This is a genomic window from Streptomyces sp. NPDC059443, from assembly GCF_042750105.1.
GTDB lineage: Bacteria > Actinomycetota > Actinomycetes > Streptomycetales > Streptomycetaceae > Streptomyces.
The window spans coordinates 35,434-56,415 of the sequence record NZ_JBHYVM010000036.1 but is presented as its reverse complement, the minus strand read 5'-3'; the positions used below and the strand labels follow the sequence as shown (position 1 = coordinate 56,415).

General features: G+C 72.8%; 20 protein-coding genes. 10 read left to right on the top strand and 10 right to left on the bottom strand.

The features are described 5' to 3' along the window. Positions 1-201: 201 nt before the first annotated feature. The 3 genes from ACFXDJ_RS28985 to ACFXDJ_RS28975 all read right to left on the bottom strand — a co-directional run bounded on the left by ACFXDJ_RS28985 (position 202) and on the right by ACFXDJ_RS28975 (position 2,133). Entirely contained in the window at positions 202-1,254 is a 1,053-nt protein-coding gene (locus ACFXDJ_RS28985; RefSeq protein WP_384660507.1) for a zinc-dependent alcohol dehydrogenase family protein, read from the bottom strand. A gap of 126 nt (positions 1,255-1,380) precedes the next feature. Continuing rightward, complete coding sequence (locus ACFXDJ_RS28980) at positions 1,381-1,686, bottom strand: hypothetical protein (protein ID WP_384660505.1); 306 nt, start codon at positions 1,684-1,686, stop codon at positions 1,381-1,383. 147 nt (positions 1,687-1,833) lie between these two features. After that, positions 1,834-2,133, bottom strand: a complete 300-nt coding sequence (locus ACFXDJ_RS28975; RefSeq protein ID WP_384660502.1) for a hypothetical protein — start codon at positions 2,131-2,133, stop codon at positions 1,834-1,836. A gap of 95 nt (positions 2,134-2,228) precedes the next feature. On the opposite strand from ACFXDJ_RS28975, the gene ACFXDJ_RS28970 reads away from it, so the two are divergent. Then, positions 2,229-2,804, top strand: coding sequence for a GNAT family N-acetyltransferase (locus tag ACFXDJ_RS28970; protein WP_384660500.1), 576 nt, complete (start codon positions 2,229-2,231; stop codon positions 2,802-2,804). A 27-nt stretch (positions 2,805-2,831) separates the two neighbouring features. On the opposite strand, the gene ACFXDJ_RS28965 is transcribed toward ACFXDJ_RS28970, so the two are convergent. Both ACFXDJ_RS28965 and ACFXDJ_RS28960 read right to left on the bottom strand, forming a co-directional pair. Continuing rightward, positions 2,832-3,620 carry a RimK family alpha-L-glutamate ligase gene (locus ACFXDJ_RS28965; protein ID WP_384660497.1) on the bottom strand — a complete coding sequence of 263 codons (789 nt, stop codon included), beginning with the start codon at positions 3,618-3,620 and terminating at the stop codon, positions 2,832-2,834. Then, the gene (locus ACFXDJ_RS28960) at positions 3,617-4,624 is read right to left on the bottom strand and encodes a RimK family alpha-L-glutamate ligase (protein WP_384660494.1); all 1,008 of its coding nucleotides are present in this window, start codon (positions 4,622-4,624) and stop codon (positions 3,617-3,619) included. Before ACFXDJ_RS28960 ends, ACFXDJ_RS28965 begins: the two co-directional genes overlap by 4 nt. 380 nt (positions 4,625-5,004) lie before the next feature. Between ACFXDJ_RS28960 and ACFXDJ_RS28955 the strand changes: the two genes are divergently transcribed. The 6 genes from ACFXDJ_RS28955 to ACFXDJ_RS28930 are packed head-to-tail and all read left to right on the top strand — an operon-like array spanning position 5,005 to position 10,629. Beyond that, the gene (locus ACFXDJ_RS28955; protein ID WP_384850808.1) at positions 5,005-6,681 is read left to right on the top strand and encodes a sensor histidine kinase; all 1,677 of its coding nucleotides are present in this window, start codon (positions 5,005-5,007) and stop codon (positions 6,679-6,681) included. Next, positions 6,678-7,079 carry a roadblock/LC7 domain-containing protein gene (locus ACFXDJ_RS28950; RefSeq protein WP_384664133.1) on the top strand — a complete coding sequence of 134 codons (402 nt, stop codon included), beginning with the start codon at positions 6,678-6,680 and terminating at the stop codon, positions 7,077-7,079. The genes ACFXDJ_RS28955 and ACFXDJ_RS28950 overlap by 4 nt, the downstream gene beginning before the upstream one ends. After that, entirely contained in the window at positions 7,076-7,447 is a 372-nt protein-coding gene (locus tag ACFXDJ_RS28945) for a DUF742 domain-containing protein (protein WP_384664132.1), read from the top strand. Before ACFXDJ_RS28950 ends, ACFXDJ_RS28945 begins: the two co-directional genes overlap by 4 nt. After that, positions 7,428-8,162: an ATP/GTP-binding protein gene (locus tag ACFXDJ_RS28940; RefSeq protein ID WP_384850806.1), complete on the top strand. Its 735-nt coding sequence runs from the start codon at positions 7,428-7,430 to the stop codon at positions 8,160-8,162. The genes ACFXDJ_RS28945 and ACFXDJ_RS28940 overlap by 20 nt, the downstream gene beginning before the upstream one ends. Further along, positions 8,159-9,397: a cytochrome P450 gene (locus ACFXDJ_RS28935; RefSeq protein WP_384663204.1), complete on the top strand. Its 1,239-nt coding sequence runs from the start codon at positions 8,159-8,161 to the stop codon at positions 9,395-9,397. Before ACFXDJ_RS28940 ends, ACFXDJ_RS28935 begins: the two co-directional genes overlap by 4 nt. Then, complete coding sequence (locus ACFXDJ_RS28930; protein ID WP_384663206.1) at positions 9,394-10,629, top strand: cytochrome P450; 1,236 nt, start codon at positions 9,394-9,396, stop codon at positions 10,627-10,629. Before ACFXDJ_RS28935 ends, ACFXDJ_RS28930 begins: the two co-directional genes overlap by 4 nt. Positions 10,630-10,682: 53 nt before the next feature. Here ACFXDJ_RS28930 and ACFXDJ_RS28925 read toward each other — a convergent pair whose 3' ends face one another. The 3 genes from ACFXDJ_RS28925 to ACFXDJ_RS28915 form a co-directional block, all read right to left on the bottom strand. Continuing rightward, the gene (locus tag ACFXDJ_RS28925) at positions 10,683-11,414 is read right to left on the bottom strand and encodes a zf-HC2 domain-containing protein (RefSeq protein WP_384663207.1); all 732 of its coding nucleotides are present in this window, start codon (positions 11,412-11,414) and stop codon (positions 10,683-10,685) included. After that, on the bottom strand, positions 11,411-11,992 hold the full coding sequence (locus ACFXDJ_RS28920; protein ID WP_384663209.1) for a sigma-70 family RNA polymerase sigma factor: 582 nt from the start codon (positions 11,990-11,992) through the stop codon (positions 11,411-11,413). The genes ACFXDJ_RS28925 and ACFXDJ_RS28920 overlap by 4 nt, the downstream gene beginning before the upstream one ends. A 113-nt stretch (positions 11,993-12,105) precedes the next feature. Continuing rightward, complete coding sequence (locus ACFXDJ_RS28915) at positions 12,106-13,104, bottom strand: DUF1996 domain-containing protein (RefSeq protein WP_384663211.1); 999 nt, start codon at positions 13,102-13,104, stop codon at positions 12,106-12,108. Between the two features lie 193 nt (positions 13,105-13,297). Between ACFXDJ_RS28915 and ACFXDJ_RS28910 the strand changes: the two genes are divergently transcribed. Further along, positions 13,298-14,038, top strand: a complete 741-nt coding sequence (locus ACFXDJ_RS28910) for a DUF1838 family protein (protein WP_384663212.1) — start codon at positions 13,298-13,300, stop codon at positions 14,036-14,038. Here the strand turns inward: ACFXDJ_RS28910 and ACFXDJ_RS28905 are convergent. Further along, positions 14,035-15,735 (bottom strand): hypothetical protein, encoded by a 1,701-nt coding sequence (locus ACFXDJ_RS28905; RefSeq protein ID WP_384850834.1) that lies wholly within the window; start codon positions 15,733-15,735, stop codon positions 14,035-14,037. The genes ACFXDJ_RS28910 and ACFXDJ_RS28905 overlap by 4 nt on opposite strands. A 198-nt stretch (positions 15,736-15,933) precedes the next feature. After that, complete coding sequence (pip, locus tag ACFXDJ_RS28900; protein WP_384663365.1) at positions 15,934-16,896, bottom strand: prolyl aminopeptidase; 963 nt, start codon at positions 16,894-16,896, stop codon at positions 15,934-15,936. A 458-nt stretch (positions 16,897-17,354) separates the two neighbouring features. On the opposite strand from pip, the gene ACFXDJ_RS28895 reads away from it, so the two are divergent. Both ACFXDJ_RS28895 and ACFXDJ_RS28890 read left to right on the top strand, forming a co-directional pair. Beyond that, on the top strand, positions 17,355-19,130 hold the full coding sequence (locus ACFXDJ_RS28895) for a S8 family serine peptidase (RefSeq protein WP_384663367.1): 1,776 nt from the start codon (positions 17,355-17,357) through the stop codon (positions 19,128-19,130). 236 nt (positions 19,131-19,366) lie between these two features. Next, positions 19,367-20,982 (top strand): ATP-binding protein (locus tag ACFXDJ_RS28890; RefSeq protein WP_384850804.1); only part of this gene is annotated, 1,616 nt, incomplete at its 3' end.

Genomic DNA, 20,982 nt, shown 5'->3' with positions numbered 1-20,982 from the left:
TCGTGGCCGGGGGGGGGGGGGGGGGGTGTTGTGGGTTAGTGGGTCTCGATCCCTTGGGGGCGGGGTGGTGTCCCTTTTGCTTTTATACCCCCGTCAAACCCACGACTGTAGCCACGCGTTTCCCCACACCACAAGCCCCCTGTGGTCTGACCTTCCCGGACGGGCCGGGCGTGCGAGGGGGGCGTAGGAGGGTAGTGGGGCTCAGTCCCCCGCCACGGCCCCCGGCCGGATGATCGTGACCCCGCGCCCGGGCGCCGTACCCATCGCGGCGAGTGCGGCCGGCGCCGCGTCCAGCGGGATCGTGGCCGTGACCAGGAGATCCGGCCGCAGTGCCCCGGAGCGGACCAGTTCCATCATCGGCGGGTACGCGTGCGCAGCCATTCCGTGGCTGCCGAGGATCTCCAGCTCCCACCCGATGACCCGCTCCATCGGCAGCGCCGTGGCCCCCTGCGCCGTGGGCAGCAGTCCGACCTGTACGTGGCGTCCGCGCCTGCGCAGCCCCGCCACCGATGCCCTCGCCGTCGCCGGGGACCCCAGGGCGTCGAGCGACAGATGTGCTCCGCCGCCCGTCAGCTCCCGCACCGCCTCTGCCGTATCGCCCCGCGCCGGGTCCACGCAGTGCGCGGCGCCGAACCCCCGGGCCAGTTCCAGCGCCCCCGGCGCGGTGTCCGCGGCCACCACCCGTGCCCCCGCCGCCACCGCGATCATCACGGCCGACAGCCCCACCCCGCCGCAGCCGTGCACCGCGACCCACTCGCCCGGAGCCACCCGGCCCTGTGCGACCACGGCCCGGAAGGCCGTAGCGAACCGGCAGCCGAGCCCGGCCGCCGTGTCGTACGAAAGCTCCTCGGGCACGGCCACGAGGTTCACGTCGGCGTGCTCCAGCGCCACGTACTCGGCGAAGGATCCCCAGTGCGTGAACCCGGGCTGCGTCTGCCGGGCGCACACCTGGTGCTGACCGGCCGCGCATTCGGCGCAGCTCCCGCACGCGCAGACGAACGGGACCGTGACCCGGTCGCCGGGTCGCCAGCGGGAGACTCCCGAGCCCACCGCCTCGACCACCCCGGCCAGTTCGTGGCCGGGCACGTGCGGCAGCACGATGTCCGGATCGTGGCCCATCCACCCGTGCCAGTCGCTCCGGCACAGCCCGGTCGCCTCGACCCGCACCACCGCCCCGCCGACGGCCGGCACCGGATCGGCCACTTCGCGTACCTCAGCCTGTTCCCCGTACCGCTCGAACACCACAGCGCGCACACCAACCACCGTTCTGTCATGCCCACTTGTCCCAGGCCTGCGCGAAGGCCGCCGGGGACAAGGAGGTCGAGGTCATCAAGAAGCACGACGGGTACGGGTACATGCGCGCGCCCCGGGTCACCACGGTCAGGCTTCCGCTTCGACGCCGAGGCGTCGGACTTGATCAGCGGTCAGTCGCCTGAGTTCCAGGATCAGTTTGGCCATATCGGGCCCGGCCGAGTGTAGCCATTGGACCCGTGTCCCCAACTCGTCGTTGCGCTCGCGGACAGGACCGGCCATGGCGAGCAGCTCGTCGGCCGGGATGCCGAGCACGATCGCGAAGTCCGCCAGCAGATCGCGCGTTACTTCCACGACCCCGCGCCCGACCCCACCGATCGTGGCCGCGGACACGTATAGACCGGTCACCCAATACAGGACCTTGGCCGAATTCACCCAGCCCAGGTTCCGGCCGGCCAGCATGTGCAGGAGCGCGGCGCCGAAGCTCGGTTCGTACCGTTCGAACGGCGGGGGTTCGGGGACGGGTGCCGTGCGGCGCTCCTGCGGCAGTGACCGGGCGTGCTCCAGTAGCTGAGCCCTGCGCTAGGGAGGCAGCGACACGGCGAGGCTCACGAGGTGAGGGACCAGCCGCCCGGCCTGTGCGTCCAGAGGCGCAAGGTCCTCCGGTAGCGGAACTCCCGCGAGAGCGAAGAGGTCGACGGTCTGCAGGCCGAGCGCGGGCGCGAGCGCCCGGAGCAGCTCCGGTTCCGGTGCGGTACTGCCGAGCACCGCCCGCAGCCCGGACTCCGCGATCCCGGCCCGGGTGGCGACCGAGCCGGCATCTAGTTTCCGGTGATCGAGCAACCGGCCCAACGGCACGCCGAAATCCGACTGGTTCGTCATCGCGGCAGCTTACGGCCGGGACCCCGCCGTCGTGTTGGGATCAAGTGCTCCGAAACCCGTTGCCACCGTAAGCGCCCGCATACGATCATCTCGGGATGGACCTTCCCCAGCCGGTGATCACACTGGATGACCTCACCCTGCGTCGCTTCGACGGTGAGGCGGACCTTCCGGAGCTCTTCCGGGTCATCGAGGAGTCGCTGGAGCACCTGCGGCCCTGGATGCCCTGGGTCGCCGAACACAGTCTGGCCCGGACCACCGGATTCCTGGCCCGACGTGCGGAGCTCTGGGAGAGCGGTGAGCAGTGCAGCTATGCGATCCTGCTGGACGGGGCGATGGTCGGCACCTGCGGGCTGTTCCGGCACGACGACACCCCTGAGAACTGCCGTGAGATCGGGTACTGGCTGCACCCCGCCGTCACCGGCCGGGGCGTGGCCACGCGCAGCGCCCGCGCGCTGGTCGAGCAGGCCTTCCTGCTGCCCGGCGTCGACTGCGTCGAGATAGTCCACGACCCGGCCAACCACGCCAGCGCCGCCGTCCCGGCCCGGCTCGGCTTCACCGAACACCTCCGCCGCCCGGCCGAAGCCCGCGCCCCGGCCGAGACCGGCGAACTGCAGACCTGGCGGCTGACCCGTGACCGGGCGCAGGCCCTGCTCGCGGCCGAGGCTTCCTGACTTCCGTGGCCCCGGACTCCCGAGGGGTCAGCCCTTGGCCCGCGCCAGCGCGAGGTCCGCGAGGGCCTCGGGGGCTCCCGGCTGCTCGCGGATGCCGGGGAAGGCGTTGACGTCCACGATCAGCGGGGCGCCGTCGGCCGTGGCGATGATGTCCACGCCGTAGACGTCCAGGGCGAAGACCTCCCCGACCCGGCGGGTCAGTTCGGCCCAGCCCGCCGGGAGCCTGGGCAGCGGGAGGGTCGGGCCGCGGCCTTCCGGGGAGAGTTCGGAGCGGCGCAGGGCCGCGAAGACCTGGTCGCCGATGGCCCACAGTTTGTGGTCCCAGCCGCTGTTCGGGGCGAACTCCTGCACCACCACCGGCTCGCCGGACCAGCTGCCCGCCAGTTCGGCCAGGGCCGCCGTCCCGTCGACCCGGGCCACGAGGTCCTCCCGGCGGCTGTGCCGGCTCTTGACGACCACGGGGGAGCGCAGCGGAGCTCCGGCCGCCCACTCCGCGAGCGTTCCGAAGGTACGGGTGCCGGCGAACGGCAGTCCGGCCCGTACCGCCAGCTCCGCCATCAGCGTCCGGTCCTGGCACAGCGTGGTCGCCGAGGCGGAGTTGACCACCGGGGCCCCGCGCCGCTCCAGCCGCCGGGCGAGGTCCAGCCCGCGCGGGGTGTGCGCCTTGAGGAGGTATACGTCGGCCAGCGCGCCGGTGGGTTCGTCCGCCGAGCCCGGGTCCAGCGCCTCCACCCCGTGACCGGCGGCCCGCAGCAGCCCGGTGGCCGCCGACAGCAGCGGATGCCCGGGGTTGTCCGTGATCAGTCCGACCCTCATACGGCGTCCCCCGCCGAGGCGCCGGTGGCGGCCGTGGCCGCGGTGGTGGGGGCGGAAGCCGCGGTGGTCTGAGCCGGGATCGACACAGGTACCGATGCCGATGCCGATGCCGACGCCGACGCCGGCATCGCCACCGACGGCGGGGCCGGACGCGGGGTCGCGGCCCGGGGCGGGGGAGCGGTGGCGCCGGAGCCGCCGGTCCGCGCGAGGCCGAGTACCGCACGGGCCACCCGCGCGGCGGCGTCGGGTACCTGGCGGAAGCTGGGGAAGTCGTTCACGTCGACGACCACCGGCCCGTCGGGACCCAGCAGCACGTCCAGCCCGTACAGGTCGAGCCCGTACACCTCCCCGACCCGCGCGCCGATCTCCGCGATCTCGGCGGACAGCGGGACCAGGCGCTCCGGGACCGGGCAGTCCGGGTACAGCGGAGAACGGCGCTCGGTGGCGAAGAGTTCCCCGCCGACCGCGTACACCTTGAGGTCGGTGCCCGAGTTGGGTACGTACGGCTGCGCGATGAGCATGCCCTCGCCCACCAGCTCGGGAAGGAGCGCGGCCAGCCGCTCCGGGGAGGACACGAGGTGCACGCCCCGCCCCGAGCTGCCGTCGGCGGGCTTGACCACCAGCGGGTACTCCGAGTCCGGGATCTCCGCCAGCAGTTCCGGCCGGGCCACCGCGTAGGTGGTCGGCAGCGGCAGCCCCCGGCCGCGCCCGATGGCGGCGGCCAGCGCCTTGTCCCGTACGCCCCGGATCGAGCGGGCGTCGTTGACCGTGGTCATCCCGGCCGCGGCGGCGGCTTCGAGCAGGGTCAGCCCCGGCCCGCCGGACACCGTTTTGAGCACCCAGGCGTCGTGGTCGCCGGAGTTCACCACCTCGCTCATCCGAAGCAGCGAGCCACCGGGCCGCACCACCTCCACCTGATGGCCCCACGCCATGAGTTGCCGGACCACCTCGTTCGGCATGCCGTCGTGGCGGTAGTGCTCCTCCACCAGGAAGCAGAGCTTCATGGACCTTCCCCATATTCCCCGGACGTCCGCCGATCCCGTCCGGCGAGTTGTGACGTCACAGGATGTCATGGACCGCAATGTGATGATCGGTCCGCGTGGGCAGGGCCCGCGAACAGCCCGGTGCTCGGCCCGGTGATCAGCCCGACGATCGGCCCGACGATCGGCCCGCCAACACTCCCGCGATCCCTGCCGCCCCTGCCGGGTCATCTCGGACCGTGAGATCTCCATGGGATCAAAACGACACAGAGGATCCTTTAGTGGTCACAAGTGAGCGGGAAATCTGTCAGGAGCTGTCCAAATGGATCAGCAACTCTCCTATAGTGAGCCCTCGTTGCCAGGAACCTTCCCCTCCATTTCCGCCCGGTATGAGGCTTTGATTGATGACGGCGCCGCCCTCCCCCCTTCGCCCCTCCGCGCTGGCCCTGCTGATCACCGCAGCCGCCGGTGGCGCGCTCACCACGGCGGCGGTGGCCGCGGCCCCGTCGTCCATCGGCACCCCCCTCGCCTGGTTCCTGGGCGCGGGCGTGCTGCTGCTCGCGGTCGCGGCCTTCGCCGTGACCTGGTCCTCGCGAACCGCCCGGATCCAGCGCAAACGGATATCCGGCCTCGGCGCCGAACTCGCCGCCCGTGACGGACACATCGCCCGGCTGACCGCCGACGCGGCCCGCGAAGCGGCCGCGCGCACCGCCGAACGCGCCCGCCTCACCGGTGACCACGCCGCCGAGCTGGAGCGGCTGACCGGCGATCACGCCGCCGTGCTGGAGCGGCTGGCCGGTGCGCACGCCGCCGAACTCGACGGCCTCGCCGCCGCCCAGAACGCCTCCCGCGAGCGGCTCGGCGGCGAACTGCGCCGCGCGGAGTCGGGCCGGGCCGCCGCCATGGCGGCCGCCGCCAACGCCGCCGGCCGGATGCAGGCCCTGGCCACCGGGATGCTCGCCGACCTCCGCGAGATGGAGCACCGGCACGCCGACGAGGACGTCCTCACCGACCTCCTCCACCTCGACCACCGCACCGCCCAGGCCGGCCGCCTCGCCGACTCCATCGCCGTGCTCACCGGAGCCCGCTCGGGCCGCCGCTGGGCGAAGCCGATCGTCATGGAGTCCATCCTCCGAGGGGCGATGGGCCGCATCGGCGGCTACCAGCGGGTCCGGCTGCACTCCACCAGCGACGCGGCCGTCGCCGGGCACGCCGCCGAGGGCGTCATGCACGCACTGGCGGAACTCCTCGACAACGCCGCGAACTTCTCCCCGCCGACCGCCGAGGTCCACGTCTACGTGGAGGAGGTGCCGGCCGGGGTCATCATCACCGTCGAGGACAGCGGCCTCGTCATGAGCGAGGTCCAGCTGCGCCGCGCCGAACAGGCCGTGACCGCCGAATCGCTGGACCTGGCCGGGCTCTCCGGTACCCGGCTCGGCCTCGCGGTCGTCGGCCGGCTCGCCCGCAAACACGGACTGACGGTCTCCTTCCGGCCTTCCGCGCGCGGCGGTACGGGCGCGCTGATGATGCTCCCGCAGGAGCTGATCAGCCACGGTCCCGCCGAAGCCCCCGCGCCCGTGTCCGCCCCCGCCCCCGCCCCCGCGATCCCGGCCCAGGCGGCCGCCCCGGCGGCGGAGGCCGTGGCCGCGGAGCCCGAGGCCGTCCACGACACCGCCGCCGGGTCCGCCGCCGGAGCCCGCGCGCAGGACCGTACGCCCGACGCGGGCGCCGATCCCCGGCACGGGTACGGGGCCACGCCCGAGTCCGCCTCCGAATCCGCCTCCGCCTCGGAGTCCGAATCCACCGGCGAGCACCCCGCATTCGGCGACAGCGGCCTGCCCCAGCGCCGCCGCGGCCGGACCCTGGCCGCCGCCCACCCCGGGGGGCCCGACGCCGCCGGCCCCGAAGCCCGTACGACGGCCGCGCCCACCGGGGCCTCCCGGTCGGCCGCGCGCTTCGGCAGCTTCCGCCAGGCCGTCCGCGCGGCCGGAGCCCCCGGCGCCGCCGGCAGCCCCGGCGAGCCCGGCGAAGACCAGCAGTCCGCGCACCCCACAGACCTGGAAGGCGAAACGCGATCATGACCGGCTCCACCACCGACGAGACGCTCAACTGGCTCCTGGAAGGCCTCCTGGAACGCACCCCGGGCGCCCGCCACGCCCTCGTGCTCTCCCGCGACGGCCTCAAGCTGTGCCGTACGCCCGAGCTCTCCGTCGACCAGGCCGACCAGCTCGCCGCGATCGCCGCCGGCATCCAGAGCCTCTCCCACGGGGCGTCCATCGAGTTCGGCGACGGAACGGGCGGCGTCCGCTCCGCCATGACCGAGTTCTACGGCGGGATCCTGTTCATCGTCGAGGCCGGCGAAGGGGCCCACCTCGCGCTCGTCGCCACCGAGGAGGCCGACGCGGGCCTCGTCGGCCACAACATGTCCGAACTGGTCGAGCAGCTCGGCGAACACCTCATCGCCAGGCCCCGGGGATGAGCAGGCCGCGGCCGGGCCGGGACGATTCCCCGGACCGGCTCTACACCCTCACCGGTGGCCGCAGCCGCTCGGGCTCGGACGTCTTCGACCTGGTCACCCTGATCGTCGCCGAGTGCGATCCGGTGCCCGGCATGCAGTCCGAGCACGCGGCCATCCTGCGGATGTGCCGGTTCCCGACGGCGGTCGTGGAGATCGCGGCCGAGCTCGGGCTGCCCGTGTCGATCGTACGGATCCTGCTCGGCGACCTCCTCGGCACCGGCCGGATCAGTGCCCGCCATCCGCGGTCGGGGTACTCGGCCCACGCGGCGTACAGCCTTCCCGACCCCGACATCCTGGAGCAGGTGCTCGTTGGACTCCGCAATCTCTGACGCGACCATCCCCGGCGCCGTCCCCACGCCGGAGGCCGGGCCGCGACAGCCCCGTACCGCCCTGAGCAGCACCGCCGACAACGGTCTGAAGATCGTCATCGTGGGCGGTTTCGGCGTGGGCAAGACCACCATGGTCCGCTCGGTCAGCGAGATCCGCCCGCTGAACACCGAAGAGACCATGACCAAGGCCGGCGAGGCCGTGGACGACGTCGACGGGATCGCCGGGGTCGCCGGGAAGAACGCCACCACCGTGGCCTTCGACTTCGGCCGCATCACCCTCGACGCCCGCAACGTGCTCTACCTGTTCGGCGCCCCCGGCCAGGAGCGGTTCTGGTTCCTGTGGGACCGGCTCTTCTCGGGCACCCTCGGCGCCGTGGTCCTCGTCGACACCCGCCGGCTCGCCGACTCCTGGTACGCCATCGACCGGCTGGAGCACCACGGCACCCCCTTCGTCGTCGCCTGCAACGACTTCGGCGGACCCGAGCACACCCCCGAGCAGATCCGCGCCGCCCTCGACCTGCCGGCCGCCGTGCCGCTCGTGTTCTGCGACGCCCGCTCCCGCGAGTCCAGCAAGCAGGTCCTGATCTCCCTCGTCCAGCACCTCCAGACGGCGGCCGCCGCCGGCGGGGTGTTCGGCGTGCAGAACCCCTCGCAGAACCCCCCGCCGAACACCTCGCCGAGCGCCCTGTCCACGACCCCGGAGCCCGCCCCGTGACCTGCCCCGCCGCCCCCGAGCACCAGCCCGTCTACCTCGGCGGCCCCCGGTTCCAGACCGACCCCGTCGAGCTGTACCGGGAGATGCGCCGCGACCACGGCGCCGTCGCCCCGGTCGTCCTCGACGGAGACGTACCGGCCTGGCTGGTCCTCGGCTACCGCGAACTGCACCAGGTCACCAGCGACCCGGTGCTGTTCTCCCGGGACTCCGACCTGTGGAACCAGTGGGACCGCATCCCGGCCGACTGGCCGCTGCTCCCGATGATCGGCCGCAAGCAGCCGTCGATCCTCTACACCGTCGGCGAACGCCACCGCGAGCGGGCCGCCGTCATCTCCGACGCCCTCGAATCCGTGGACCCCTTCGAACTCAAGGGCCACGCCGAGCGGTTCGCCGACGAACTCATCGACGAGCTCTGCGGCAAGGGCGCGTGCGACATCGTCGGCCAGTACGCGATGCTGCTGCCGCTGCGCGTCCTCGCCCGCCTCTACGGGTTCTCCGACTCCCAGGGACCCGGCCTCGTCACCGCCATGAACGACATGATCAACGGCCGCGAGGGCGCCCTGGACGGCCAGCGCCACCTCGCCGAGTCCATGTTCGCGCTGCTCGCCGCCAAACTGGCCGAGCCCGGCCCCGACGTGGTCTCCCGGATGCTCGCCAACCGGGCGGGATTCACCGTGGAGGAGGTCGCCCAGGACCTCATGGTCATGATGGCCGCGGGCCACCAGCCCACGGCCGACTGGATCGGCAACTCGCTGCGCCTCATGCTCACCGACGACCGCTTCGCCGCCTCCCTCGCGGGCGGCCGGCACAGCGTCGGCGAGGCCATGAACGAGGTGCTGTGGGAGGACACCCCCACCCAGAACGTGGCCGGCCGCTGGACCTCGCGCGACACCAACCTCGGCGGACAGGTCATCGGCCGCGGCGACCTCGTCCTGCTCGGCATCGCGGCCGCCAACGGCGACCCGCACGTACGCACCGACGCGGGCGCCCTCACCGGCGGCAACAACGCCTTCTTCTCCTTCGGGCACGGCGAACACCGCTGCCCCTTCCCCGCCCAGGAGGTCGCCGAGGTCATCGCGCGCACCGGCATCGAGGTGCTCCTCGACCGGCTGCCCGACGTGGACCTCGCCGTCCCCGCCGGGGAGCTGACCCGCCGCCCGTCGCCGTGGCTGCGCGGCCTCACCGCACTTCCCGTGACCTACACGCCGACACCCGCCCTTGGAGCCACCCGATGACGTGCCCGATCGATCACACCGGCCCCGCGCCCATCACCCTGGACCCCTTCGTCACCGACCTCGACGCCGAGAGCGCCGCGCTGCGCGCCGCCGGACCGCTGGTCGAGGTCGTCCTGCCCGGCGATGTCTCCGTGTACGCCGTCACGCACCACGCGGAGGCCCGCAAGCTGCTCACCGATCCCCGGATCGTCAAGGACATCAACGTGTGGGGCGCCTGGCAGCGCGGCGAGATCCCCATGGACTGGCCGCTGATCGGCCTCGCCAACCCCGGCCGCTCGATGCTGACCGTGGACGGCGACGAACACCGCCGGCTGCGCACCCTGGTCGCGCAGGCCCTGACCGTACGCCGGGTGGAGAAGCTGCGGGCCGGCATCGAGGTCCTGACCACCGGCATGCTGGACGAGCTCGCCGCGCTGCCGGCCGGCGAGACGGTGGACCTCAAGGCGCGGTTCGCGTACCCACTGCCGATGAACGTCATCAGCGACCTGATGGGCGTGGACGCGGAGGAACACCCGCGGCTGAAGGCCCTGTTCGAGAAGTTCTTCTCCACGCAGACCCTGCCCGAGGAGGTCCCGCAGATGATGGCGGACCTCGGCGCGCTCTTCTCGCGCATCGTCGAGTCCAAGCGCGAGAACCCGGGCGACGACCTCACCAGCGCCCTCATCGAGGCCTCCGAGGACGGTGACCACCTCACCACCGAGGAGATCACCAACACCCTCCAGCTGATGGTCGCGGCCGGTCACGAGACCACCATCAGCCTGATCGTCAACGCGGTCGTCGCCCTGGAGACCCACCCCGAGCAGCGTGCGCGCGTCCTCAAGGGCGAGGTCCCGTGGGAGAACGTCATCGAGGAGACGCTGCGCTGGTCCACCCCGACCTCGCACGTCCTGATCCGCTTCGCCGCCGAGGACGTGGAGGTCGGCGACCGCATCCTGCCCGAGGGCGCGGGTCTGATCGTCTCCTTCGGTGCGATCGGCCGCGACGAGGCCCAGTTCGGCGAGACGGCCGGGGAGTTCGACGTCACCCGCACCCCCAACCGCCACATCTCCTTCGGCCACGGCCCCCACGTCTGCCCCGGCGCGGCCCTCTCCCGCCTGGAAGCCATCGTCGCCCTCCCGGCCCTTTACGCCCGCTTCCCCAACCTCGCCCTCGCGATCCCCGCACACGAGCTCCGCAACAAGCCGATCCTGACCCAGAACGACCTCTTCGCCCTCCCGGTCCACCTGTCCTGACCCGTGGCCGCGCCCCCTCCCCGGTCGGGAGGGGGCCCAGCCCGGCCCGGCGCCTACGCGGGCATCGGGACCGATACGAAGGTTCTGCCCGACTCGTTCTCCACCAGGACCGCGCGGACGTCCGACGGGTCCACCGCCGCCGAGCCGTCCAGTGCGGCGCCCTTGCCCTCGCCGTGTTCCGCCGTGCCCACCACCCAGCCGCCCGCGGTGGTCCGCGTACCGTCCCGGGAGACCACGACGATGCGGCAGCGCTGGCCCGCCGGAACCCCCGTCACCGCCGCGTGGACCCGTACCCACTTCGCGGCCGGAGTCACCTGTACGGTCATCCGCGCGCCCGTGTCCGCATCCGTGGCGGAAGCCACCCGGGTCCCTTCCACCGGCGGCGAGGGCTGAGGCGAGACCGTCGGCGTGGGCCGCGGGGGCAGCGCCTCGCTCCGCGCACCGCCGCCGCCCCACTGGGTGCCAGCGAAGAACACGGCCGTCAGCGAGGCCGCCACGGCCAGTCCCGTCAACGCCGTACGGCGCCTGCGCGCCCCCGCGGCCTCCTGCCGCATCTGCCGCAGCGTGCGCTGGAGCAGCAGGTCACCGCCCTGGGGCGGTCCGTCGAGGAAAGCCTCGGGCGGCACCTCGCCCAGCGCCGCCTCCATCTCGCGCAACGCGGTCACCTCCTGCCGGCACTGAACGCAGCCCTCCACGTGCTCCTCGACCCGGCGGACGTCCGCTTCGTCCAGGACGCCGAGAACGTACGGGCCGAGCAGTTCCTCCTCGTGCCGCTCCCGGTTCATGCCACCACCTCCTGCAGTCCGCCGGGCTGCTGGGACGGCCTGCCCGTTCTCTTGCTTTCGCCGAAGACTTCCCGGAGCGCCTTCAGGGCGTAGTGCGAGCGCGATTTCACCGTGCCCGCCGGGATGCCGAGGGTGTCGGCGGCCTCGGCGACGCTGCGCTGGCGGTAGTACAACTCCGTCAGCACGTCCCGGTGTTCCGGCGACAGCCGGTCCAGGGCGCCCAGCACGGTCATCGCGTCCACCACCGCGTCCGCGTGGTCCGCCTCCACCGGGGGATGGGCCGGCGAGCCGGAGACCTCCGGCGGCCGCGCCGCCTTGGCCCGGTACCGGTCCGTGATGATGTTGCGGGCCACCGTGAGCAGCCAGCCGCGCACCGAGCCCTTCCCGTTGACCAGGGCCTCGGAGTGGCGCCAGGCCCTGATCAGGGTCTCCTGGACGATGTCCTCGGCCGCGGCCCGGTCCCCGGTCAGCCGGGTGGCGTACGCGAGCAGCGCGTGGCCGTGCTCCTCGTACACCGACCTGATCAGTGCCTCGTCGGTCGAGCCCCGCCGAGTGCGGGGCCACAGTGGTCCGGCCATCTCACCCTCTCCGTCTTTCTTCCTCGCTTGCGTGGTGCGGTCGGAACACGCCACCGGCCCGGGTCCGGTTCAAGTGACCTGCGTCACGCGTGCGGTGCAGTGGCCGGATCGGGTCAGGTCCGGCAGGTCCGGCCCTGGTTGAGGCAGTCCACGAGCTGCGCCATCCGGGCGTCGGTCATCACGTTCACGAACATCGCGTGGTCCGTCTTCGGGCTGTGCCGCTGCTCGGGAAAGGAGTCGAGCGCGACCGGCACCCCGGGAGGCACGTCGTAGGCGAGGGAGATCCGCAGCTCGGGCACGGGGAAGGTGCCCTGCGGGCAGACCCCGCCCGCCGCCGGGAAGAGCAGGTGCGAGCGGTGCCCGGGGCTGGTGGTGTCCAGGCCGTTCCAGCAGCTCGGGAAGGTGAGGGTACGGGTGAGGCGCTCGCCCGCGGGACAGCGCGGATAGCGGGTGGTGGAGCGGTCGGGGGAGCCCGAACAGCCCCAGCGGGCCCGTACGTCGGCGTCGGTGTCGGCCGTGTAGGCCACCGCGTCGCCGGTCATGGCGTTCAGGAACCGGGGCATCGCCACCACCTTGCTCACCGGGCTGCCGAGGAACTCCACCGACACCGAGGCCTCCGGGAGGATCTCGCCCGCGTTGCCGTGGCCCGCCGAGCCCTCGTGCGGATGCGTGCCCGGGCGGTCGGTGCGGCGCAGCACCGGCCAGTAGTACGTGGAACGGTCGCCGCCGGTGCAACTGGTGGCGGCCGCGTCCAGCGAGGCATCGGTGGAGAAGGCATCGGTGGAGAGGTTCCCCACGTAGGCGTGCGTGTGGTGGGCGCCGGAGCGCAGGCCGGGCGAGACCACCAGGTTGTCCTCGTTGTAGTGGCCCTCGGCGTTGCGGCCGCACTCCACCGACATCCGGCCCGCGGAGGCGTCGGGACCGTCCTGGTGGGGCTCGGCGAGACTGGGCGGGACCTCGCGGATGTCCACGTAGTCCCCGGGCGCCGGACCGGCGCCCGCCGCGGGCGGACGCGGGCCGCCCACCCGCGCGGCCCCCAGCACGGCCGCGAGCAGCCCGCCGCCCAGTACCAGGCAGATCAGCAGCGTGAGCAGTCGGCGTTCGTTCCCCATGCGGGTCACGTTTGCCGTCCGCCGCCGCCTCCGTCAACCTCGCGTCCACAGGGTGGAGCGGCGGGCGATCCGGACCCCTTCCCCTCAGGCCACCCGGCAGGCCACCCGTCGGCCCGAACGGCCGCTCCGGGCCTCGTCCGGCGCGGCCGGTACGGTCCTTGTCCGGCCCGCGCGGACCGCGCAGAGTACCCGTATGACTCCCACTCCCGACGATCTCTTCCGGGCCTTCGCCCGCACCCGAGCCTCCCTCGACGGCGCCGAGGTCGCCTTCTGGTGGACGGGCGACATCCACGCCTGGGCCCCCGGCGAGCCCTACCGGCGCCTCTTCGGCTTCGAGGGCCTCAACTTGGCGCGCCTGGTCGAGGACGAGGCGCCCGGGACCTACCAACTGCTCACCCGCGAGGCCGCGTTCTACCTGGACCCGCAGAGCCGCGAGATCCTGGAAACCTGGCAGGACAAGCCGGTGGTCCACGTCTGGAACGACCCCGCGAACCAGAAGTGGCGCCCCTTCCCGGTCCCCATGACGGAACTCGGCGACCAGGTCTGCTTCAGCCTGGAGATCCCGCTCGCCTACCCCTCCCCGCTGCCGGTCGCCCAGTACCCGCAGAACTCGGCCGAGGACACCTACCGGGCCCTGGAGCTCTTCCAGTTCTTCGCCCCGGCCTCCGTCCTGACCACCGACGCGCCCAGCGTCCCGTCCACCATGTCCTGGACCCGGATGTCCCCCTGGCTGCCCTGGATGGAACAGGGCCCGCGCCCCGGCGGCCTCACCTTCCACTGCCGCGGCCGCAAGCTCGGCTCCTACGAGGAGGTCCCGGAGCGCACCCGCGCGTACATCGCCGACCACCACCCGGAGTTCGCCCACGCCCCCGAGAAGTGGACCGAGCCGAACGAGACGAGCTGGACCTACTTCCGCAAGCTGAACCGTTCCTAGCTGTGTTGGCCATTGTTGGCCGAATCGCTGTAAACCGGGCTGGCCGGTTGTCTCCCCGAATGGTCTTGGGAGACGGGGAACTGCACGAGTTGGTCGCTTCGGTTCCGGCAGGTCTTGTCACCTTGGTGGGGTGTGCCTGTGGTCCTTGGCGGGCTCGTGTTCCCGCGTGCCCTGGGTACGGTGACGGTCTGGCCGGTAGTTCTCCGCGCGACGATCCTCTGGTCGTGTGCGGTCACACCTGGCCGACGCCGTGTCCCGTGTCCGAGGGCGCGTCTGCCGATCGCCACCGAGGCCGCGTGGTGGCCGGTGACGGTCGTGGTCTTCGATTGCTGCTGGAGTGGTGCCTTCCAGTGCTGGGTGCCCCAGCGGCTGGTGTAGGCGGGGTCGACCGCGACGACGTACAGGTCGGCGTGGTGGGCCATGCCGGCCAGCCGGTCACGGAACTTCGCCGTGGGGAGGTTGGCGACGGTGCGGCGGAACGTCTTGCCGCGCTTGCCTCGTCCCATCGTCTCGCGGCCGGTGGCGCGGGCGTCGGTGAAGCCGAGGTTCTCGATCGCCAGACCGGCACAGCCGTGTTGGTGCGCGAGGCGGATGAGTTCGCTGATCGCCTGCCGCAGGCGCCCGTCGCGCCGGGATGCGGTGCCGGTCAGGTCGGTGGGGACGGTGATGGGTTGGCCGACCGGGTTGCCGTGGACGTCGACGACGCAGGCGGCGAGGTGGTCGGCGTTGAGGTCCACGGCCAGGAGCCGGACGTCGGTGGCGGCCAGCTCCGCAGGAGTCGGGAGCGGCGTTGTCGGAGTGGACCAGGAGGCATCGAGGTACCACCGCCCGCGTTCGGGGTCGCACACGATGTCGTAGCGCACCGAACGGTTTGCTGCGATCCGGTCCAGCCATTGCTCCTGGCGGTGGTTGAAGCTGACGGTGCAGGCGAGCCGGTACCGACCTCGTGGGGCGTTGGCGAGGTGCCTGAGAGGTTCGGGCAGGACGATCGTCACCGTTCCGTTGACCGGTTCCACGCTGATCGTGTAGTTCCCGTACGGCGCACCGGACTCCCCATCAGCAGTCAGGAATAAACGCCGCGCGTCCCACCGCTCCCGCCACTTGCTTTCGGTGAGCCCGGCGTCGGCGAGGTTGTGCCGCGCCTTTGCGAGACGGCGGCCGCCGATGACGATCGCCGGATGCCCGGCCTCGATCCGCCGCTCCACCTCCGCCAGGCGCGCGGTGAGTGCTTGTAACCGGCACTGCTTCTGCGCACGCTCAGCCCGGCCCGGATATCCCCGGACACCACCCACCCGGCGACCGCACGGCACGGCCATGCGCTTTCTGATCTTCGCGATGGTCCTGCGCAGGGAGGCCCGCTCATCGAACAGACACCGCAGGGAGAGCTGGTACTGGTCCTCGCTGGCTCGTGTGATGGCACCCGCCCACCGGGACGACGACACCTGCGTCAGCGTCCGCTTACGTTCCGCCCGCCGATTGGCCTTGACCGGCACCCTGCCGATCCGGATGCGCTCGGCCAGGTCGGCACGGGCGTACCCGCCGAGATGTTCGCCGATGACCCGCAAGATCTCGGCGTCGCTGGCGGACACGCGCAGACGATCCCTGATCCGTGCACCCGTGGGAGCCGACACGGTGAACGGATCGGCCAGCACGCGCAGCGCACGCTCCCGCTTCCCATTCCTCCCACCGTGCGCCATCAGCAACCCCCTCCCCTACAACAGCACGGACGTTCCCCGCTCAGACTGACGCCTTAACAACGCTCCCACGCCTGCAGTTCCTCCCGTTCACCCATACGAGGTAGCCGACGGCTAACCATGACCGACAATCGAATCCAGAGCAGGCTGCCCGCCGACGACCACCTGATCCGGCGGCCCGGGGCGGCCCCGGCCCGGAGTTCAGCCGTCGGCCGCGAACCGGTCGAGGGCCCGGAGCACGTGGTCGCGCGTCGTAGCGTCGCCCAGGTGCCCGGCCTCCTCGACCACGGTGAGCTCCGATCCGGGCCACGCCCGGTGGAGTTGCCAGGCCGTGTCGAGGGGGCTGCCCATGTCGAGCCGGCCGTGGATCAGGACCCCAGGGATCCCGGCCAGCCGGTGGGCCCCGCGCAGCAGCGCACCTTCCTCCAGCCAGGCGCCGTGGGAGAAGTAGTGCGCGCAGATGCGCACGAAGGCGAGCCGGGCGGCCGGCGGGCGGCCGGTGTAGGGGAGGGCGGCACCCTTGGTCTCGCCGGACAGCACCGCGTCCTCCCAGGCGCACCAGTCGGCCGTGGCCTTCGCCCGTACCGCCTCGTCGGGATGTTCCATCAGACGGGCATAGGCGGCGACGAGGTCCCCGTCGCGCGGGATGCCGCCGGCTCCGTCGAGAAAGCGTTCCCACTGCTCGGGGAAGTACCGGCCGACCCCCCGGTAGAGCCAGTCGGTCTCCGAGCGCCGGGTGGTCGTGACGGCCGGGATGACGATCTCGGACACCCGCTCCGCGAACCGCTCGGCGTAGGCGAGGATCAGGGTGGACCCCCACGAGCCGCCGTACAACAGCCAGCGGTCGATGCCCAGATGCTCCCGCAGCCGCTCCATGTCGGCGACCAGGTGCCAGGTGGTGTTGTGTCGCATGACGGTCGCCGGATCGCTCGCGTGCGGGGTGCTGCGGCCGCAGCCGCGCTGGTCGAACAGGACGACCCGGTACCGCCGCGGGTCGAAGAACCGGCGCGCCTGCGTACCGCATCCCGAGCCCGGCCCGCCGTGGACGACGACCGCGGGCTTCCCGTCCGGATTGCCGCACACCTCCCAGTACACGAGGTTCCCGTCGCCGACGTCGAGCATCCCCTGGTCGTACGGCTCGATCGGCGGGTACAACTCGCCCACGTCCGGACCTCCTCACGTCCTCATTTCAACCGTGACGCCACCCTACGGGGCTGGTCGCGACCGGTGTGAGCACCGGGAGCCGGGGGACCGCGAAGGGGCGGGTGGGGGAGTAGGAGGGGGGTGACAAGGGTTTTCCCCCTATCGCGTTCATCTCGGCGTTGCCTACTGTCTGCCCACCGGCGATCCTCCCCGTCCGAACTGCCCCCGCGCCAACCCCACATGGCGCGAAGCCCTAGGTCGGATCCTTGCCGGTGCCATCGCTGCCCCGCCCCGACGACGCGGCGGAGGCGGCGTGGTGTGCAGCGGCGGCCGGGCGGGCTCGACCAGCCCGTCCCGGTCCCGCGGCCGCCGGTTCACCTCCCACACTGCACCAACCGGCCGCCGCGGCCCGCCCCGCGACGGCGCGCGAAAGGGAACACGTGCACGCTTCAAGAGGCAGGCTCATATCCGTGGTGGCGATGTCCATCACCCTGCTCGCCGGGACCGCCACCACCTCGATGGCACTGTCCGCCGCGGATCCCGCCCCTGCCGCGCAGGCGCCCGTATCCGCCGTCGCTCCCGTCGGGGCCGCCCCCGTCGAGAACCTCATCGTCGGATACAAGTCCTCGGCTTCCGAGGCCAGTTCCAACGACGCGGCCGCCGCCGACGCGACCGCCAAGGGCAAGAAGGCCTCCAAGAAGGCGAAGTTCGAGCGCCGCCTCGGCACCGGAGCCGCCCTCGTCAACCTGGGCGGCGCCGCCGCCCCCTCCGACGCGGCCGCCGTCATGGCCCAGTTCCGCGCCGACCCCGACGTGGCCTACGTCGAGCCGGACTCCCGTGCGTACGCCCTCTCCGTCACCCCCGACGACACCGAGTACGCCAAGCAGTGGGACCTCTTCGAGCCCACCGCCGGCATGAACGTTCCGGCGGCCTGGGACAAGACCACCGGCTCCGGCGTCACCGTCGCCGTGATCGACACCGGTTACGTCGCCCACTCCGACGTGGCCCCGAACATCGTCGCGGGCTACGACTTCATCTCCAGCGCCTCCGCCGCCCGTGACGGCAACGGCCGTGACAACAACCCGGCCGACGAGGGCGACTGGAGCGCGGCCGGCGAGTGCGGCACCGGTTCCAAGGCCAGTGACTCCTCCTGGCACGGCACGCACGTGGCCGGCACCATCGCCGCCGCCACCAACAACGGCAAGGGCATCGCGGGCATCGCGTACGGCGCGAAGATCCAGCCCGTGCGCGTCCTCGGCAAGTGCGGCGGCGCCACCTCCGACATCGTCGACGCCATCACCTGGGCCTCCGGCGGTTCCGTCGCGGGCGTCCCGGCGAACGCCACCCCCGCCAAGGTCATCAACATGAGCCTCGGCGGCTCCGGCGCCTGCTCCGCCACCTACCAGAACGCCATCAACGCCGCCGTCGCCCGCGGTACCACCGTCGTCGTGGCCGCGGGCAACAGCAACGCGGACGCGGCCGGGTTCTCCCCCGCCAGCTGCAACAACGTGATCAACGTGGCCGCCACCAACCGCGTCGGCGACCGCTCGTTCTACTCCAACTTCGGCTCGATCATCGACGTCGCGGCCCCGGGCGGCGAGACCCGCCGGTCCACCGACACCCCGGGTACCACCACCACCCCGGAGAACGGCATCCTCTCCAGCCTGAACCTGGGCACCACCACCCCCGGCGCCGAGACCTACAAGCCGTACATGGGCACCAGCATGGCCGCCCCGCACATCGCGGGTCTCGCGGCGCTCGTCATCGCGGCCAAGCCCTCGCTGACCCCGGCCCAGGTCGAGGCGGCCATCAAGGCCAACGCCCGTCCGCTGCCCGGCACCTGCACCGGCGGCTGCGGCACCGGTCTCGCCGACGCCGCCGCGACGGTGGCGGCCGTGACCTCCGGTCCGGCCACCCCGTACTTCGAGAACACCACGGACTTCGCGATCAACGACAACGCGACCGTGGAGAGCCCGCTCACCGTCACCGGTGTGACCGGCAACGCCCCGGCCACCCTCAAGGTGGGCGTGAACATCGTGCACACCTACATCGGTGACCTGAAGGTCGACCTCGTCGCCCCCGACGGCAGCGTGTACACCCTGCACGACCGGGCCGGCGGCAGCGCCGACAACATCAACCAGGTCTACACCGTCGACGCCTCCTCCGAGGTCGCCAACGGCACCTGGAAGCTGCGGGTCAACGACAACGCCGGCGGCGACACCGGCAAGATCGACTCCTGGAACCTGACCTTCTGAGCCGGATCCGGACCCCGCTCCCGACCCCGCCCCAACTCGTGCTGACGGGGCGATAGTACGGACCAGGAAAGCCCGTCGGGCCCGCCAGTACACCTCGTACTGGCAGGTCGGGCGGGTTTTCCTGTCGCCCGACTGAATTCTGCGTCACAATCCGGGCCCGCCGGGCCACCGACCTCGTATTGTCGCGTCTCACAGGAAGGGCACAGAGACGGGGACCGAGAGGCTGGTGGCTGTGCGTGGTGGCGGCGACGGGGAACGCTGACACGACCGTCGGACACGGTGAACTGATCAAGGCGGTGGACCGCGCGCTGACCACGCACGGACGCGCCCTGCTCACCGGGCCCGCCGGCGCGGGCAAGACCGAGCTGGTGCGCGCCCTCACCGAGGCCGCCGCGCTCCGCTACGAGACCGTGCTCCGCCTCGCCCCCGAACCCGCCGACCGGTGGATACCCGAAGCCTCCGCCGCCGCCCTCCTCGCCTCCGTTCCAGCCGCTGCGCTGGAACGGCTCTCCGGACCCCAGCGCACCGCCATCGCGCTGCTGCGCCGGGAAACCGACGCCCCCCGGGCCGGCCGCGACCACGTCGCCCTGCGCCTCGCAGTCGTCGAGGTGCTGCGCACCCTCGCCGCCCGCGGCCCGGTCCTGCTCGCGCTGGACAACGCCCAGTGGCTCGACGCCGAGAGCACCGACCTGCTCCGGTTCGCGCTGCGCCTGACCCCGCCGCGGGTACGCGTCCTCGCCGCGGAGTGCGTCCTGGGCGGAGCCCCCCTCGCCGAGCCCCTCTGCGGACCCGGCACCCCGCACATACGGGTGCCCCCGCTCGGCACCGACGAAGTCGCCGAACTGCTGGTCCGCCGCGGCCTTCCGGCCCGTCTCGCCGGCCGCATCCACCAGGCCAGCGGCGGCAACCCGCGCCTCGCGCTCGCGCTCGGCCACTCGCTGGCCGAAGCCGCCGGGGCCCGTGACGGCGGGGCCCACCACGCCGATCCGCTGCCCGTCTCCGGCCAGGCGCGGGAGGTGGCCCGCCGGCTCCTCGGGGTCCTGCCCGCGCAGGCCCGCCGCACCCTGCTGCTGGCGGCCCTCGCCGCGCGCCCCACCACCGCCATGCTGCGCCGGGCCGGCCGCCCCGACGCGGAGGCCGAACTCGCGCTGGCAGAAAGGGCCGCGCTGGTCACCGTAGAAGAGGACGGTGCGGTCCGGTTCACGGCCGGGGCCCTGCCGACCGCGCTGGCCGCCGACGCGGGCTGGCCGGAGCGGGCCGCCGGACACGCCGCGCTGGCCGCCGCCGTGGACGACCCCGTCCAGGCGGTACGCCACCGCGCGCTGGCCGTGGACACCCCCGACCGGGAGCTCGCCGCCGAGATCACCGAAGCCGCCGCGGCCTGCCGGCGCCGCGGTCAGCGGGCCCTGGCCGCCGAACTGGGCCTGCTCGCCGCCGACCGCACCCCCTGGCACCTGCCCGGCGAGGAACTCGCCCGGCTGGTCGGCGCCGCCGAGGACGCCGGGTGGGCCGGCCGGGCCGACCTCGCCCGCCGGGCCGCCCGCGCCGTCCTCGCCCGCGACGCCTCGCCCGCCGACCGCGTCCGCGCCCGGCTGGCCGTCATCGACGCCGCCGGCCAGGCCCTCGGCGCCCTCGACGAGACCTTCGCCCACGCCGCGGCCGACGCCGAGGGCGAGCCCGCCCTCCAGGCCGCCGTCAGACTGCGTACCGCCTGGAAGCACAACCTCAGCGACGGCGATCCCGTCCGCTCCCGCGACGCCGCCGCCGAGGCCGGGGTACTGGCCGCGGCCGGGGGGGGCCAGGTCGCCGCAGCGATGGGGCGGGACGGACTGGGGCGGATGGGCGCCACACT